Origin of the sequence: Pseudomonas sp. GM21 (genome assembly GCF_000282215.1) — a bacterium.
Taxonomy (GTDB): Bacteria; Pseudomonadota; Gammaproteobacteria; order Pseudomonadales; family Pseudomonadaceae; genus Aquipseudomonas.
In genome coordinates this window covers 1-16811 of record NZ_AKJS01000085.1, presented here as the reverse complement: position 1 = coordinate 16811, position 16811 = coordinate 1, and the positions used below count along the sequence as shown (strand labels likewise).

General features: G+C 57.5%; 13 protein-coding genes and 1 pseudogene. 5 read left to right on the top strand and 9 right to left on the bottom strand.

Going from position 1 to position 16811, the window contains the following annotated elements; translation table 11 throughout:
* Window position 1: 1 nt before the first annotated feature.
* Window positions 2-4804: an NEL-type E3 ubiquitin ligase domain-containing protein gene (locus PMI22_RS15305; protein ID WP_007945790.1), complete on the bottom strand. Its 4803-nt coding sequence runs from the start codon at window positions 4802-4804 to the stop codon at window positions 2-4.
* 295 nt (window positions 4805-5099) lie between these two features.
* Between PMI22_RS15305 and PMI22_RS15310 the strand changes: the two genes are divergently transcribed.
* The 4 genes from PMI22_RS15310 to PMI22_RS15325 all read left to right on the top strand — a co-directional run bounded on the left by PMI22_RS15310 (window position 5100) and on the right by PMI22_RS15325 (window position 10395).
* Window positions 5100-6872 carry an N-acetylglutaminylglutamine amidotransferase gene (locus PMI22_RS15310; RefSeq protein WP_007945788.1) on the top strand — a complete coding sequence of 591 codons (1773 nt, stop codon included), beginning with the start codon at window positions 5100-5102 and terminating at the stop codon, window positions 6870-6872.
* A 3-nt stretch (window positions 6873-6875) separates the two neighbouring features.
* Window positions 6876-8621, top strand: coding sequence for an N-acetylglutaminylglutamine synthetase (gene ngg, locus PMI22_RS15315; protein WP_007945787.1), 1746 nt, complete (start codon window positions 6876-6878; stop codon window positions 8619-8621).
* 142 nt (window positions 8622-8763) lie between these two features.
* On the top strand, window positions 8764-9954 hold the full coding sequence (locus PMI22_RS15320; RefSeq protein ID WP_007945786.1) for an osmoprotectant NAGGN system M42 family peptidase: 1191 nt from the start codon (window positions 8764-8766) through the stop codon (window positions 9952-9954).
* A gap of 213 nt (window positions 9955-10167) precedes the next feature.
* Window positions 10168-10395 (top strand): YheU family protein, encoded by a 228-nt coding sequence (locus PMI22_RS15325; protein ID WP_007945785.1) that lies wholly within the window; start codon window positions 10168-10170, stop codon window positions 10393-10395.
* Window positions 10396-10400: 5 nt separating this feature from the next.
* Here the strand turns inward: PMI22_RS15325 and csrA are convergent, their stop codons facing one another.
* The 3 genes from csrA to PMI22_RS15340 form a co-directional block, all read right to left on the bottom strand.
* Complete coding sequence (gene csrA / locus PMI22_RS15330; RefSeq protein ID WP_007945784.1) at window positions 10401-10586, bottom strand: carbon storage regulator CsrA; 186 nt, start codon at window positions 10584-10586, stop codon at window positions 10401-10403.
* A 153-nt stretch (window positions 10587-10739) separates the two neighbouring features.
* Window positions 10740-11072: a YnfA family protein gene (locus tag PMI22_RS15335; protein ID WP_007945783.1), complete on the bottom strand. Its 333-nt coding sequence runs from the start codon at window positions 11070-11072 to the stop codon at window positions 10740-10742.
* Between the two features lie 63 nt (window positions 11073-11135).
* Window positions 11136-11951 carry an SDR family oxidoreductase gene (locus PMI22_RS15340; protein ID WP_007945782.1) on the bottom strand — a complete coding sequence of 272 codons (816 nt, stop codon included), beginning with the start codon at window positions 11949-11951 and terminating at the stop codon, window positions 11136-11138.
* Between the two features lie 280 nt (window positions 11952-12231).
* Here PMI22_RS15340 and PMI22_RS30550 point away from each other — a divergent pair, with 280 nt between their 5' ends.
* A complete protein-coding gene (locus PMI22_RS30550) occupies window positions 12232-12390 on the top strand; it encodes a DUF3309 family protein (RefSeq protein ID WP_177323429.1) in 159 nt (52 codons plus the stop codon).
* Between the two features lie 71 nt (window positions 12391-12461).
* Here PMI22_RS30550 and PMI22_RS15350 read toward each other — a convergent pair whose 3' ends face one another.
* The 5 genes and pseudogenes from PMI22_RS15350 to PMI22_RS15370 form a co-directional block, all read right to left on the bottom strand.
* Complete coding sequence (locus PMI22_RS15350; protein WP_007945779.1) at window positions 12462-14555, bottom strand: LTA synthase family protein; 2094 nt, start codon at window positions 14553-14555, stop codon at window positions 12462-12464.
* Between the two features lie 283 nt (window positions 14556-14838).
* Entirely contained in the window at window positions 14839-15447 is a 609-nt protein-coding gene (locus PMI22_RS15355; RefSeq protein ID WP_007945778.1) for an START domain-containing protein, read from the bottom strand.
* Window positions 15448-15487: 40 nt separating this feature from the next.
* The gene (locus tag PMI22_RS15360; protein ID WP_007945777.1) at window positions 15488-15742 is read right to left on the bottom strand and encodes a YkgJ family cysteine cluster protein; all 255 of its coding nucleotides are present in this window, start codon (window positions 15740-15742) and stop codon (window positions 15488-15490) included.
* Between the two features lie 166 nt (window positions 15743-15908).
* Window positions 15909-16370, bottom strand: a complete 462-nt coding sequence (locus PMI22_RS15365) for a hypothetical protein (protein WP_007945776.1) — start codon at window positions 16368-16370, stop codon at window positions 15909-15911.
* Window positions 16371-16452: 82 nt separating this feature from the next.
* Window positions 16453-16811: pseudogene (locus PMI22_RS15370) on the bottom strand (PLP-dependent aminotransferase family protein); the annotation flags it as partial.

Here is a 16811-nt window from a genome sequence, read left to right as displayed (position 1 = left end):
CTCAACTGTCCGCCAAAGAGCAAGTGCCCAGTTCCACCATTTTCATGACGTCCTCAGTCAAGCGCTCGAAAACGGCGTTCTCCGCGGTTTCCTTTTCGGTTTTGATCACCGAGACCTGACTGAGATAGTCGGCAGTCTTCAGGCTCTCGGCCTTATCGAATACCGCTTGCAACTTTGGCGGATACGTCGCGCTGATGGAGGCGAATCGCCCAGGGTAATGGCGACTCAGGTAATCCGTCCAAAACGGTTGGCGAATCAGAAACCTCTTAAATTGCGGTGACAACTCGGCGCTTTTTATCTTGCCCTCCGCCTTGTCGAGATCCGCCTGTTTCACACCGCTCAAAGAGGCATAGCGCATATGTGTGGGCTGCCCCGGCAAATCCAGTGTGGTGGCCAGCCCGGTTCGATAGGCGAGGCTGACTTCCAGCGGATCAGCCTTGGGGTCCCGCTTGATGTGGCTTTGAGCGATCATCTCCAGTTCCTCAAGCCGAAACAGACCGCGCCCCAGCGTCAACAAACCCGCCGCCGTAGAACGCACATTCCCGATCGGATTGATCACCTTGTCCACTTCCGTCGCCACTTCCAGATGGCTGAAATTCAGTGCCGCCGCATCCGTGCAATTGATCGGGTTGGCCGCCAGTTCGATCACCTGCTCGCGCAACGAGGTATGGCTCTGGGCTGCGTCCAGTACGCTCCAGACTCGTCGGGTCATGTCCTCGCGCACATATTCGGCATCGGCGGTGTCCCCCAGCTCGGCCAGTAATCGAAACAGACCATCAGATGCAGGGTCGTCCTTGAATGCCGTCCATGTTGCAGTCCGCGCAGTCGAGGCCCACTCATCCGGCAACCAGCGTTCCCGTGCCTGTTGCTCGTTCAAGCGGGCAATATCGTCCTCCAGGTATCCCATGCCAACACCGACCCGTTCGCGATATTGCTCGAGCAGGGTCTGACTGTTCTCCGAAAGAGGGTTATGCCGCAGGTTGAGCGTTTCGCTGAACCGGCGGGTGCTGCCAAACAGCCAGTCCGGTAACTCCTTGATCTCATTGTCGCGCAGATCAACCCGGTCCAGATTGGGTAGGCGTGCCAGATTTTTCGGCATTTCAGTCGCGCGAGTGTCCCGCAATGACAGATAACGCAAATCAAACAACCGGCCGACATCCAGCGTTGCACTGAGCCGACGGTTAGCGTTCAGTTTGAGGCTTTCAAGGGTTCGCATGCCGCTCAACTTCTTCAAGGTCTGCTCGGTCAATTGCAGATCGTTGTTCGCCAGGCTGAGGTGTTTGAGCCTGGGCATCAGCGAAAGTACTTCCGGCAGCAGGGTCAGCTTGTTGGTGTCCAGTTCCAGGGATTCCAGGTTTTTGAACGCCTTGAGGAAATACGCCACATCGTTATCCAGCTCCATGTTCTTGAGCGACAGGTATTGCACATGATCAAAGGTGACCTCTGGTGGCAGTATCGGGAGCTTGCCAACGCGCATCTCGTTCAGATTCAAACCCGGCACCGAAATACCCTTTTCATTGCGTACAAAAAACAGACGACGCCAACTTTTTTCGATCATGTCTGACACTTGGAGTCGGCTCTGGCGCCGCTCACTCAGACTCTCGGTCGGCGACCTTGGACCGCTCTCATCCGCGCGCCAGGTACTGAGCACGCTCCGTAGCTTTTTCAACGCCTGTTGTCGATTTCTGACCTCCCTCGCCCGCGTCAAGTGGTCACTGCCCAACCCATCAAGAAACGTCCGGGCCTGCGTTTCGGTAAACAGTGGGTAGAGTTTTCTGACCTTGCGAACCAGCGCTCGAGGGTGAAGCGAGCCGGGTGCAGGTTCATCGGCTTGCAGGCAGTCGCCGGACGGAGCCGCCTCTTCGATAGCCGCACCTGAAAACAGCCGCTCTGCGATAGCTCTATCCTCAACACCCTTGCCCAGCAAGTCATCACGCAAGCGCCACGCATCGCTATCCCCGATACCGGCGATGCCCATGGCGGTGCGTTTTTCCAGGGGGAGCGCGCGCAAGATCGCGCTGTAGAGGCTGTTGGCCCCCGAAGCGGCGCCCAGCGACTTGCCGTCGCTGCCGAACGCTTCGTGTCCATTGGCAGTGCTGATGATGACTCGTTTGAGTGCCGCGTTTTCGTTACCCACACTGGCCGTCAATGTACCGGTGGGAGAACTTTCACGGAGCTCAATCCGCACATCGTTGCTCCAGCCGCGCAGATGGGAAAGCAATGGTATGGCCAGCTTCCGCGTGTCGGTATCGGCAATTTCGGGTAACGAAAACCCGGCCAGGGCCCGGTCCAGACGGATATCGGCCAACATTTGCCGGACGTTTTGCGCCAGCCCCATGGGAATCCGTCCTGTTGCTCGCAGGCGCAGGCGTTCGGTGCTGGTAGAGGCTTCGATCAACTCCTGCGCCAGACCGGCGGGAAGTTCGGAAAAGACGCTGCGTATTTTTTGCACATCGCTGACGACGCTCTGGTCATGCCGTTGATACAGGTGCTTGAAGACGGATCTGCGATCAGCCTTTACCACTGCTCCGATTTTCTTCGCAAGCAGTCCGCTCTCTGAACCTTTGGCGACGTTCTTGCCCAGCAATGCATCGATCTCACTCTGATAAAGCCCGGCCACCACCGTATCCAGCAACTCGCCCCTGGCTAACTGCGCCTCGGTCACTTCAACACTCAACTCTTCGTCCGGGACCAACGTCGTTGGCGGGTACATCGCGGTGATCTTGCCCTCGTTATCGAGCACTTCGATGTAACGGTCTGCGGGCCAACCCCGCAGAGACGGCAAGGTATGCAGCTGCTCCTGGGCATACTCGGAACGTCGTGTGTCGCCTTTCTCCATGTCCGCAATGAAATCGGTCAGCTTCTGCTCGATGCGAAAACGCTCCACGCTGTCCTTGAACCGGGCTGATAACCCCCTGTTTTCTTCGGCAAAATAATGTAACCGGCTGATTGAGGTATCGGTGATTTTCCGGAGAGCTTCAAGCCGGCCTTCATCAAACGCTGCCAGACCTGGATCAATGCGCTTCAATACATAGAGGCCGCTGGTCCACTCCTCAGGCTGTTCATGAGCAAAGCGCCAGCCTCCCTCGCCGTTGTGTTCGACAAAGGGTGAAAACGCAGCAAGACGGTAGGGATGCCTGACTCGCCATTTGGCCAGTGTCGTATCGAATTCAATTTCATAAAGGGCATCTTCGATTTTGATGAATCGCTGTTCATTCACTCGATAGATGCCCTCTCCATCGGCGATCACATCCGTCATCAATGGCTTTCGGTAAGGCGTCCCGTCCGACAACCAGAGCCTGGGTTTACCCGCCGCATTGTTGATGGTGGTGAACCGACCGAAAAAATCCGGATGCTGCTCGACAGTCCTCTTGACCAGTGAACCGATCACTTTGGAGCCGGCCGCAAACGCCGCCATCATGGCAATGTTTTCTGCAACGTTGAGCAGGTGGGCCATCGCGTCCGCCCTGTCATTGTGACGCCAGTCTTCAATGCCGTCGTAGACCTCGCCCAACAACTGTCCAACGGCAACCCCCATCATCAATTGCCCCAACACCGGAACAAAAAAACCAGCGATGTTGGCGATCAGCAACCCGGCTTCTTCATATTCCTCCAGGAGTTTGCGACGTGTTTCGGCGTCTACCTCCGCCGTAGGCACGGCCAGCACCAAAGCATCACTCTGCATCTTTGTGACGTGGCTCTGGTAAAGGAAACTGAACAGCATCGCCGGAATAGGAGGCGTCTGCAGGTTCGAGGCCTTCTGTTGGGTGACCGAGGTGTAAAAGTCGGCTTTTTTGCTCTCATCGATGTAACCGGAAAAAAAATCAGCGTAGGTGCGGACTTTCAGGTGTTGGGTCAAATAATGCTCGAACAGCACGAACGTGCTGTACTCGTATAACGGCCGGGTCGGCTCGTTCGGCATGTACACCACACACCCGCCAACCGGATGATCCTTTAGCGAGCGTTTTGAAAAGATAACTACGCCCCAGATACAGGTGCCGAACAACTCCAGTCCTTGCACATGAACCGGGGAGTTGTCGTAGAGGATGGACTTCATACCCGAAGCGTTGCCCGCGCCGCTGTTTGACTCCAGGCTTTGCAACATCTGAAAAGCCGAATCGCCAATGTGGCCTTTTAACAACGCTGCATGGGCATCAACCTTCAGGGCACTCATTTTGAGTTGGCGGATGTCCGCACTGACCGCAGCAGGCTTGAAGGTTGTTTCTAAATGCGTTTGATAACGCTTCCCCAAGTCGAGATCGCGGCACACTTTGGCAAATGCCGAGGGCGTCAACTTGGGTAAACCTTCCGGCGTTGAAACCACACGCACAATTGCGCCCGGAGGAAAGCCATCGTCAGCCGTTTCGTCCTCGGTAAAATTATGCATCGCAGCCAGTAACAGGCTGCGCTTGGCGATCACTTTCTGTTTGGCAACATCATCAGGCTCTGTTGATCCGGGGCAACCACAATCGAATCCCGGCAGTTCAATACCGTCCTTTTCAACATCGAATGCCACAGCAAACTGCTTCGTTAACGCCTGGGTCAGTTCAACGCGACAGAACTCATACAGTGGCTTGAGCGCATCAAGCGTTGGCTGAACTTTGAGCTGACTGGCGTGAAGTTCACGCATCGCACTGGCAAAAGCAGCGATCTGTTCCGGCGCAGCCTCGGTCAACTCCACTGGCAAGGTTTTTTGAAGCGTTTCGGCACTTTCCAGATCGCCAGTCATGTCGATCAATGCCGATAACCGGTCTGTATCCGAAAATGGCCGGGGAGCGGGGGTAAGGGAGTCCTTGTCTGACATTCGCAATGTTCCTTATTGCAAGCAGAAGAAGCCCATAAAGTAGCTTGTTCAACGAAGCTTGAATAACTCGAAAACCAAGGGTATCCAGTCGTTTCGCAGCAGCATTTTCAATGTATGGCAGCAATATATACCGCCACCGCTCCCGCTATTCCGGGTATGCGGACCTTGCCCACCGTGCGGCCTTATTACTTATCGATCTAAAACTCCCACAACCCCACCGGGTCAGTTTCTGAGTACCTGCCGTTTTGGCCGGTACAGATTGATCCTCCCCAACGGAAAAACCGGTAAGGATTTTATGTGCGGATTAGCTGGCGAGTTACGCTTTGACCATCAACCGGCGGACCTCGCGGCCGTTGAACGAATCACCCATCACCTGGCCCCTCGCGGCCCGGATGCCTGGGGTTTTCATGCTCAAGGACCGATAGCCCTGGGTCATCGGCGCCTGAAAATCATGGACCTGTCGGATGGCTCGGCGCAGCCGATGGTCGACAATCAATTGGGCTTGTCCCTGGCTTTCAATGGCGCGATCTATAACTTCCCGGAACTGCGCGCCGAGCTCGAAAGCCTCGGCTATGCCTTCTATTCCGGCGGTGACACCGAAGTGCTGCTCAAGGGTTATCACGCGTGGGGCGAAGCGTTGCTGCCCAAGCTCAACGGCATGTTCGCGTTCGCCATTTGGGAACGTGACGCCAAGTGCTTGTTCATCGCCCGCGACCGACTCGGCGTGAAGCCACTGTATCTGTCGCGCACCGGCCAACGACTGCGTTTTGCCTCGGCGTTGCCGGCGCTGCTCAAGGGTGGCGACATCAACCCGATGCTCGACCCGGTGGCACTCAATCATTACCTGAACTTCCACGCCGTGGTCCCGGCGCCTCGCACTTTGCTGGCCGGCATTGAAAAGTTGCCGCCAGCCACCTGGATGCGCATCGAGGCAGATGGCAGCACCACGCAGAAAACCTGGTGGACCCTGCCCTACGGCCCCCACGCCGACGAAATGAACCTGACCCTCGAAGACTGGCGTGACCGCGTGCTCGACAGCACTCGCGAAGCGGTAGCGATCCGTCAACGTGCGGCGGTCGACGTCGGTGTATTGCTCTCGGGCGGTGTCGATTCGAGCCTGCTGGTCGGGCTGTTGCGGGAAGTTGGCGTGGAAAACCTGTCGACCTTCTCCATCGGTTTTCAGGATGCCGGCGGCGAGCGTGGAGATGAATTTCAGTATTCGGATTTGATCGCTAAACACTACGGCACCCAACACCATCAATTGCGCATCGACGAAAAAGAGATCATCGAGCAACTGCCCGCAGCATTCCGCGCCATGAGCGAGCCGATGGTCAGCCATGACTGCATCGCCTTCTATCTGCTGTCCCGCGAAGTGGCCAAACATTGCAAAGTGGTACAAAGCGGCCAAGGCGCGGATGAGTTATTTGCCGGTTATCACTGGTATCCCCAGGTCGAGGGCGCAAGCAATCCCTACACGGCTTACCGTGATGCATTTTTTGATCGCAGCTACGACGATTACGCCGCCACCGTGCAGCCGAAATGGCTGACAGCCAATGACGCAGCCGGTGACTTTGTAAAAGAGCATTTCGCACAGCCCGGCGCCGACGCGGCGGTGGACAAGGCCCTGCGTCTGGACAGTACGGTGATGCTGGTGGATGACCCGGTCAAACGCGTCGACAACATGACCATGGCCTGGGGCCTGGAAGCACGCACGCCGTTTCTCGACTATCGGCTGGTGGAATTGTCGGCTCGCGTGCCGGGCAAATTCAAACTGCCCGACGGCGGCAAACAGGTCTTGAAAGAGGCGGCGCGCCTGGTGATTCCGAGTGAAGTCATCGACCGTAAGAAAGGTTACTTCCCGGTACCCGGTCTCAAGCATTTACAAGGCGATACGTTGAACTGGGTGCGCGACTTGCTGCTCGATCCCGCTCAGGATCGCGGCCTGTTCAACCCGGCCATGCTCGACCGTCTCCTGACTGACCCGCAAGGTCAATTGACTCCGCTGCGCGGCTCCAAATTGTGGCAATTGGCGGCCCTGAACCTGTGGCTCAGTGAACAAGGAATCTGACCGATGAAACCTCATGCCACGGCTTACAGCCAACGCTTGCTGCGCGGCCAGACGCCTTCTTATGAGCGTTTGCAGGCGCGCCTGGCCGAGGATGGCAGCGAACTGAGTGCCGCGCCGATCGCTGTGCACTGCGGCTGGGGCCGGTTACTGATCGGGCACACCTTTCCCGATCCGGCCAGCCTCGCCCAGGAGCTGCTCAATGAGCAGCCGGGTGAGCGCGACATTGCGTTGTACGTTGCCGCGCCTCAGCAAATCCTGGGGCTGGAACCGGCGCAACTGTTTCTGGATCCGTCCGACACCTTGCGGTTGTGGTTCAGTGATTACCGTCAGGCCACCCGTGTGTTTCGCGGCTTTCGCATTCGTCGGACACAGAGCGATGCGGACTGGCACGCAATCAATCAGCTGTATCAGACGCGCGGGATGTTGCCAATCGATGCAAGTCTGCTGACCCCGCGTCACCTGGGCGGCCCGGTGTACTGGCTGGCGGAGGACGAAGACAGCGATGCGATCATCGGCAGTGTCATGGGCCTCAATCACCATAAGGCGTTCAACGACCCGGAAAACGGCAGCAGCCTGTGGTGCCTGGCGGTCGATCCGCACTGTTCGCGACCAGGCGTGGGCGAAGTGTTGGTGCGCCACTTGATCGAGCACTTCATGAGCCGTGGGCTGAGTTACCTCGACTTGTCGGTTCTACACGACAACCGGCAGGCGAAAAACCTTTACGCCAAACTCGGTTTTCGCAACCTCTCGACCTTTGCCATCAAGCGCAAGAACGGCATCAATCAGCCGCTGTTTCTCGGGCCGGGGCCGGAAGCCGAATTTAATCCATATGCACGGATTATCGTCGAGGAAGCCCATCGACGCGGCATAGATGTGCATGTGGATGATGCCGACGCCGGCCTGTTCACGCTCAGCCATGGCGGGCGCCGGGTGCGCTGCCGCGAATCGTTGAGCGACCTGACCAGCGCTATCAGTATGACTTTGTGTCAGGACAAAAGTCTGACGCACAAAGTACTCAAAGCCGCCGGGTTGAACCTGCCTTCGCAACAATTGGCGGGCAACGCTGATGACAACCTGGCGTTTCTCGATGAGCACGAACGGGTGGTGGTCAAGCCGCTGGATGGCGAACAAGGCCATGGCGTTGCCGTGGATTTGCGGACGATTGAAGAAGTGCAGCAAGCCATCGAAGTCGCCCGCCAGTTCGACAGTCGAGTGCTGCTGGAAAGTTTTCACGAAGGCCTTGACCTGCGGATTGTGGTGATCGGGTTTGAGGTGGTGGCGGCGGCGATTCGACGGCCCGCAGAGGTGGTCGGTGACGGCCAGCACTCCATCGGCGCGCTGATCGAAGCCCAGAGCCGGCGACGGCAAGCGGCGACCAGTGGCGAGAGCAAAATCCCCCTGGATCATGAGACCCAGCGCACGTTGCATGCGGCGGGTTACGACTACAGCAGTATTCTGCCGGCGGGCGAGCATTTGTTCGTACGACGTACGGCGAATCTTCATACGGGCGGGATTTTGGAGGACGTCACGGCAATTCTGCATCCGACGTTGGTGGATGCGGCCGTTCGTGCAGCGCGGGCGCTGGATATCCCGATGGTCGGGCTCGACTTGATGGTGCTCGCTGCCGATCAGCCGGAGTATGTGTTTATCGAGGCCAATGAGCGCGCCGGCCTGGCCAACCATGAACCGCAGCCGACGGCTGAGCGATTTGTGGATTTGTTGTTTCCGCATAGTCAGCCGGCTGCCTAGTTCCCTTCTTGATCGTTCCCACGCTCTGCGTGGGAATGCCTCACCGGACGCTCCGCGTCCGCCCTTGGGACGCAGAGCGTCCCCGGCTGCATTCCCACGCAGAGCATGGGAACGATCAGCTCTTCATTCATCAGGAGTTTCCATGACCAGCAAAATTCCCGAACCGGATCTCAACTACCTGCAAAAAGTCCTGCTGGAAATGCTCGCCATTCCCAGCCCGACCGGGTTCACCGACACCATCGTGCGGTATGTCGCCGAACGCCTTGAAGAGCTGGGCATCCCGTTCGAAATGACCCGTCGCGGAACCATCCGTGCAACCCTCAAAGGCAAGAAAAACAGCCCCGACCGCGCGGTTTCCGCGCACCTGGACACTATCGGTGCGGCGGTTCGCGCCATAAAAGATAACGGTCGATTGACGCTGGCGCCGGTCGGTTGCTGGTCCAGTCGTTTTGCCGAGGGCAGTCGGGTCAGCCTGTTTACCGACAACGGCGTCATTCGCGGCAGCGTGTTGCCGCTGATGGCTTCCGGGCACGCCTTCAACACTGCTGTTGACGAGATGCCGATCAGCTGGGATCACATCGAGTTGCGCCTGGATGCCTATTGCGCCACCCGTGCCGACTGCGACTCGCTGGGGATCAGCGTTGGCGATTTCGTGGCCTTCGATCCCTTGCCGGAATTCACCGAAAGCGGACACATCAGCGCCCGTCATCTGGACGACAAGGCCGGCGTTGCTGCATTGCTCGCGGCGATGAAAGCCATCGTCGACAGTGGCGAAGAGTTGATGATCGACTGCCATCCGCTGTTTACCATTACCGAGGAAACGGGCAGCGGCGCGGCTGCGGCGTTACCGTGGGACGTCAGCGAATTCGTCGGCATCGACATTGCGCCCGTCGCGCCCGGCCAGCATTCCAGCGAACACGCAGTCAGTGTGGCGATGCAGGATTCCGGCGGGCCTTATGACTATCACTTGTCGCGACATTTGCTGCGCCTGGCCAGCGACAATGAATTGCCGGTACGCCGCGACCTCTTCCGTTACTACTTCAGCGATGCGCACTCGGCGGTCACTGCCGGCCATGACATTCGTACCGCCCTGCTCGCCTTTGGTTGCGATGCGACGCACGGGTATGAGCGTACGCATATCGACAGCCTTGCGGCATTGAGCCGTTTGCTGGGTGCCTACATTCTGAGCCCGCCGGTGTTTGCCAGCGATGCGCAACCGGCGAAGGGGTCTCTGGACCGGTTCAGTCATCAGATTGAACACGACACGCAGATGGAAAGTGATACGCGGGTGCCGTCGGTGGATAGTCTGGTGGGGCAGCGGTCCGATAGCTGACCTTGGGATTTTTATCGCCTGAAAAATTGCCATCGCGGGCAAGTCGGATCGCCGCACCGCCGCTCCAACAGTTGATCGCATTCCCCTGTGGGAGCGGCGGTGCGGCGATCCGACTTGCCCACGATGGCGCTAGATAAGGCACCACATCAAGCTCAGGCTAGCCGCCACCGATCATTCGCCGTAGCATCGCGCCATTGTTTAGCCGAGGTGCCTATGCTGATTCCCTACGACCAACTTGAAGTCGACACCCTGACCCGCCTGATCGAGGATTTCGTGACCCGTGACGGTACGGATAATGGCGATGACACGCCACTGGAAACCCGTGTGTTACGGGTCCGCCAGGCATTGACCAAAGGTCAGGCGCTGATCGTTTTCGACCCGGAAAGCGAGCAATGCCAATTGATGCTCAAGCACGATGTGCCCAAGCATCTGTTTGACTGAACGGTTCAGCGACCCTTGGTCTTGGCCAGTTTGGCCTGGATGCGCTCATAAACCTCAGCCCGATGCACATTCACGCTCAGCGGCGCTTCAACGCCAAAGCGCACACTGTTGCCGCTGACGTCGAGGATACGCACTGAAATGTTGTCACCGATGGAAATCACCTCGCCCACAACGCGACTGAGTACAAGCATGGTATTGGTCCTTGAGGATTGCCGGCCCTTGAAGATGCCCGGCGTTTAACGGGCCTTCAATGCGATGGCGGCAAATCAGTCCTGCCCTACAAGGCTAGATGATCACCCCTGACGGAAGTGTCCGACAAATCGATTGAATGCAGGACCGATCCTTCAGGACGCGGAGAAGCGCGGGCCAAACAGAATGACGCTGGCCCCGATCACACACAGCGACACGCCGATCCAGTCCGAGCTCAAGGGACGGATTCGCTCGACCACCGCCAGCCAACCGATCGAGGCGATGATGTAGATCCCACCGTAGGCGGCATAGGCGCGCCCGGCGTAGGTGGCTTCGACTCGGGTCAGCAGTAATGCGAACAAGGTCAGGCTGAGCAGCGCCGGCACACCCCACAAAACACTTTTGCCTTGGCGTAACCACATCCAGAACGCGAAACAACCGGCGATTTCAAACAGCGCCGCGAGGAAAAACCACAGGTAATTGAGCATGCAGATGCCTCGTGAGGATGGCCGTGGCGGCCACCCTATCGACGCTGATGCCTACGGGCAAGTTCAGCCAGCGTTTTGTTTGGCCTTGGCGCGCATTTTGTCAGCCATGACGGTCATTTCGTTATAGAGCAGTTGTGGGTTCTTCTGTTTGATCGCCCAAGCCATGCGGCCTTGTTCGTGAGGCAGGATCATGAACTCGCCGGCGGCCACCTGTTGGTAGATGTAGTCGGCAATGTCAGTGGCGGTGATCGGCGAACTTTCCAGCAATTTACCGACCTGCGCCTTCATCGCCGGGGTCGGACCACGGAAAGAGTCGAGCAAGTTGGTCTGGAAGAACGACGGGCACACCACATGCACGCTCACTTCCTGCTGTGCCAGTTCGATCAACAGGCTTTCCGACAACGCCACCACTCCGGCCTTGGCCACGTTGTAGTTGCTCATGGCCGGGCCTTGCATCAGGGCGGCCATCGACGCGATGTTGATGATCTTGCCTTTGCTTTCTTCCAGTAGCGGCAGGAACGCCTTGCAGCCTTTGACCACCCCCATCAGGTTGATCGCGATCTGCCAGTCCCAGTCTTCCAGCGACAGTTCACTGAAGAAGCCACCGGAAGCAACACCGGCGTTATTGACGATAATATCGATGCCGCCCAGCTTTTCTTCGCAGGCCTGGGCGAATGCGGTCAGCTGGCTGTAATCGCGTACATCGCACCGCTGAACAAAACCATCGCCACCGGCTTCACGAACCAGTTTCAGGGTTTCCTGCAGGCCGGGTTCACTGACATCCGACAATGCCAGTTGCCAGCCTTCGCGCGCCCAGCGCAGCGCGATTTCGCGACCCAGGCCCGAGCCCGCGCCAGTGATCATCATGCGATTTTGCATAGCAAACAGCCTTGTGGTTCCGGGGAAGATGCGCTGAGTGTAGCGAAGGACATTGCCCGACCCACGCTCCATCAGATTGCTGAATGGCCCGAGCAAACCGTGGGCGCGTGTCACTCAACTAACGCTGTATTAAATGAAATAAGCATGCCTTCGAAAAACATTAAAAAAACATGGAATTTTCCGACTCGCGCACCGGTCGGACTTTGTAAGCAGCTAGAAAATTTTGCCTTCCAGCTGACAGTTAAATGACAGGTCATTCCAGAACACTTTCAACAAGGAAATAGACATGGGCACAATTCTGATCGTTATTCTGATCCTCTTGCTGATCGGTGGTCTGCCGGTTTTCCCCCACTCCAGAAGTTGGGGTTATGGCCCATCGGGTATCATCGGTGTGGTGCTGGTGGTGCTGTTGGTCCTGCTGTTGCTTGGCCGGATATAACGGACATATCGAGTTAACAGACAAAAAAAGAGGCCCTTGAAAAAGGGCCTCTTTTTTATTGTGCCGAAAACTTAGTCCGGCTTGCCATCAACTACACCGGCGGTGTTGTCGATCAGGCTTTTGGTCGCTGTTTGCAGGAACGATTCGAGCTTGAGCTTCAACTCGGCTGTGCGTGGATCATTAGGAACGATCTCGGCACGCGGATTGGCGCCCAGTTCGTAGCGGTACACCTTAGGCTCCATTTCCTTTTCTTTCGGCAGCACCAGAATCTGGTCAGCCGTGATAATGGCCGTAGTCTGTTCGCTGCCCGACGGCTTGATCACGCCAAAACCAGTGTCACCTTCCGGCAGGTTGAGCAGGTCACGACCCCAGCACTGATGGCGCACTTCGCCACCGATACGGCCCATGATGGTCGGCACGATGTCGATCTGAGTGCCCACGGTGTGGTCACGCTGGCCGAACTTTTCCTGGATACCGGGCGCGATCATCAGCATCGGAACGTTGAAACGTCCCAGGTCCATTTCGGTGATTTGTTGCTCGTTACCGAAACCATGGTCACCCACGATGACAAACAGGGTTTCCTTGAAGTACGGCTCTTTACGCGCCTTCTCGAAGAACTGACCCAGCGCCCAGTCGGAGTAGCGCATGGCGGTCAGGTGTTCATTGAGGTTGCCGCGATCAGTCACGCGCTCGACCGGCAAAGGGGTCGGCAAAGCATATGGCGTGTGGTTGGACAGCGTTTGCAGCAAGGCATAGAACGGCTTGCCGTTTTCCCGAGCCTTGAGCTCTACCAGGCCACGGTCGAACATGTCCTGGTCGGATACGCCCCAGGTCGGATCAGAAAACACCGGATTCACGTAGTCGTTACGACCGATGAAGTTAGTCATGCCCTGGTTGCTGAAAAAGCCCGACTGGTTATCCCAGGCGAAGTCGCCGTTGTAGACGTACACGTCATCGAAGTCACGGGCACTGAGCAACTGCGGCAGGCCGGACAGTTTGTGGCTGCCTTCCGGGGTCTGCATCAGGTATTCGAAACCCGGCAGGTTCGGGAAGCAGGCCATGGTGGCGAACATGCCCTGGTGGGTATGGGTACCGTTGGAAAAGAAGCGGTCGAACATCAGGCCTTCCTTCGACAGTTTGTCGAGGTACGGCGTGATGTTACCCGGCCCGCCCAGCGCGCCAACCGAGTGACCGGCCATGCTTTCCATCAGGATCACGACCACATTCTTGATCGGTAGGGTCTTGTCGGCCGATGGCGTGTAGTCGCGACGCACGGCGGCTGTTTCGGCATCCACCAGTTTGTCGTCTTTCATCACCAACAGGTCACGCACGGTCTGCTGAGCCAACGGCTGCGGCAGTCTGGCTTTCCAGATGTTGTCGCGATCCTCGGACATCCGGCTCTTGGCCGCCTCGACCAGCGACAGCGTGCCGTTGAGGCCCAACTGGTTGGCGAAGATCGAGTCGGTGGTGTAGACATCACCCCAACGCAACGGTGGGCCTTGACGCAGGGTGCCACGAGCCGCGACCACGCAGATCAGCAGACAGACGACGAACACGCCGATGCGGGCATACCACGGGGCGATCTGGCGCGTGCCGATGCTGCCACCGCTGAACGGGCCGCGAGGCCGGGTCGCACGATCCGCGCCCTTGAACGCCAGGGTCAGGATCAATGTGCCAAAGGCCCATGCCAGCAGATAGCGAACCACCGGGAAACCGTACCAGAGCATGCTCATCACGGTTTTCGGGTCTTCTTTCACGTACTGAAAGACCAGGCCGTTGAGGCGCTGGTGAAACTCACGGTAGAAGTCCATCTCCATCAGACCAAGGAACAGCGCGATGCTCGACGTGAGGGTCAGCCAGAAGCGGAAGAACCCACGAGCCGCCATGGCCCGGGCGCTGAACAGTGCCAGCACCAGCGGAACGCAGAGGTAGACCACCAGACGCAGGTCGAAACGCAGGCCGTTGGCGAACGCTTCAAGGAAGGTCGCAGCCGGTGTGTCGAGGATCATCGAGCGGTTGTAGACCAGCAGCGCAACACGCAGCAGGCTGAACATGACCATCATGATCAAGGCGCATAACAGCGTGTAGGCCAGATGCGATTTGACGGTCGGTTGCAGCAGGCGACTAGAAGCTCGCTGCTGATTCAGGGCGTCCGGGATTGCCATGTCGTTTTAGGACCCATTGGAAGTTAAAGTTTCAAAAATACAGCGGCGCCCTGCCCTCTATTGGTCAATACCTGACCCCGGGGCTTGCGCGGTGCGCAAATGTTGCACGATCACCCGCCTCATTGCCATTGATTACTGTTTGGCAGGCAGATGCGGGCGGATTGTCTTGGAGGCATTGTGAAAATTTTGTGCAACGCATATCCGGAAACACAATAAAGCCGCGCCCTGGTGAAAACGCAAACGCCCCGAATCATCCGGGGCGCTTTGCAGAACAACGGGGCTATTACTTCTTCTCGGCACGCTCTTTCAGGGTTTTCAACGTATTGAACGGTGCATCGACCACAAACTTGTTGGCGACCATCGAAGGCACGCTACCGCCTGGCTCGGTGTGCACCTGGTAGGTCACTTCAACCTGGTCACCCTTGGGCACGAACTTCCAGAACCCGTCGACTTTGGAGACCCGCACAAAACCTTTTTCTTCCGGAATGTATTTAGGCACGCCTTCGAGCTTGCGGGTCAGGCTGCCATCGGCGCCTTCGATGGTGGTGATGTGCAACACCGAATCACGCGGGGTGACAGGCCACGGGGTATTGAACTGGGTGTAGGTCCAGCTTTGATCGCCCTCGTGCTTGAGCAGTTTCTGCATTTTGCACTCGTGAATCCAGGCACAGGCACCGGACACGTCTTCCTGCAAAGCACGCAGTTTGGCAACAGTGGTCTTTATCAGCGTGACGCCCTGATAGGACTTGTAGTCCGAGCCAGGCACTTCGCTCAGGGAGATCTTGATGCCGTCTTCGTTCTTGGCGACCTTCCAGTCTTCAGCCTGGGCGGCCGTCGCGGCGAGCACAGCGGTCAATCCACACAACACAGCGATACGATGCAGCGAACCCATGGTTTTATTCCTTATTGTTGAAGTTCCGTTGTTGAACACATCACGCCGCCGTCATTTGCTCCCACCATCCCAGCAATTTGATCGCTTCGTCACTGCTGCTTCCGCACACTTCAATATCAGCTTCAAAGGCCGAGCACACTGCCGGGCGTTGCGGACTGCCAAAAATGAGGCACAGGTTATCGACCGAAAGTTGGACGCAACGTTCGCCAGCGGCTTTGCCATTGGGCATACCGGGAATCGGTGAGCTGATGGAAGGGGCTATGCAACAGGCGCCACAGCCTTCACGGCATTTCATGATGACGGGCTCCTCATGAGGTGTGATGTGTAAAAGGACGGGGCACAGAGTAACCGCTAAAACAGTCGTTTTAAATTACCTGAAGCGGGGTTTTTCCGTTCAAATCAACGTGACTGAGCAGTCTCCGACAAAGCGTCTGGCCAGCGGGTCACGGACAGTGATGAATTTACCGCTTGAACTCGAAATCCAGCGCCGCGCCTTCGACTTCGCGGCGCTCTTCATTGCGCAGCTGCAGCTGCATTTCATTATTGAGCAACCGACCGTTGAGCTGAAATGGGCTGCTGCCAGTCTTGTCGCCAAACATGGGTGGCAGCAGTGCATCATTGCTGGGCATCGGCACCGTGCCGACCGGTTTCAGTTCCTGTGCCATTTGCGGGGGCAGTCTCAAGTCAAGATGGGCGGGCGGGAGTTCGGTTTTCGCCACTTCGCTGGCCGCTTTTGACTTGGAGGCGATGGGTGGACGCTTTTTCACCATCTTGACGGGCTCGGCTTTTTTGGCCGGCGCCGGTTTGTCCGCGGTTTCGCTGGTCGCCGGTTTTTCCTGACCAGTCTGCGCCATCACACCTTCAGCGTGAACGGTCATCAACAGGCAAAAAAACAGGCAGATGGCAGGGAAAATTGGTTTCATGAACCCGACAGCAAAAAACGGCAGAGGGTCATATGCTCCCCTGTTGCACGCCACATGACAAGCACCGCCGTGAACGACCGGCTCAGAAGCCGCCAGCCGTCTCCTGGCAAAGTTGCGTGGCCAACATCCCCAAGGTCATCAATGCACGCTCGGCTTCACGGTTCCAGGGTGTACCGCAATTCAACCGAATGCAGTGATTGAACTGCTCGGTGTTACTGAAGATAAGCCCCGGCGCAATACTGATGCCCTGCTGCAACGCCCGCACGTGCAATTCCTGTGTGTTGACCCGCCCCGGCAAACTGACCCACAAAATGAAGCCACCGGTGGGTCGGGTCATTTGTGTGCCTTCAGGGAAATATTGCTGAACGGCCAGCTGGAAGGCGCTGAGGTTCTTGCGGTATTCCTGACGGATGTAGCGTAAGTGGCGGTCGTAACCGCCGT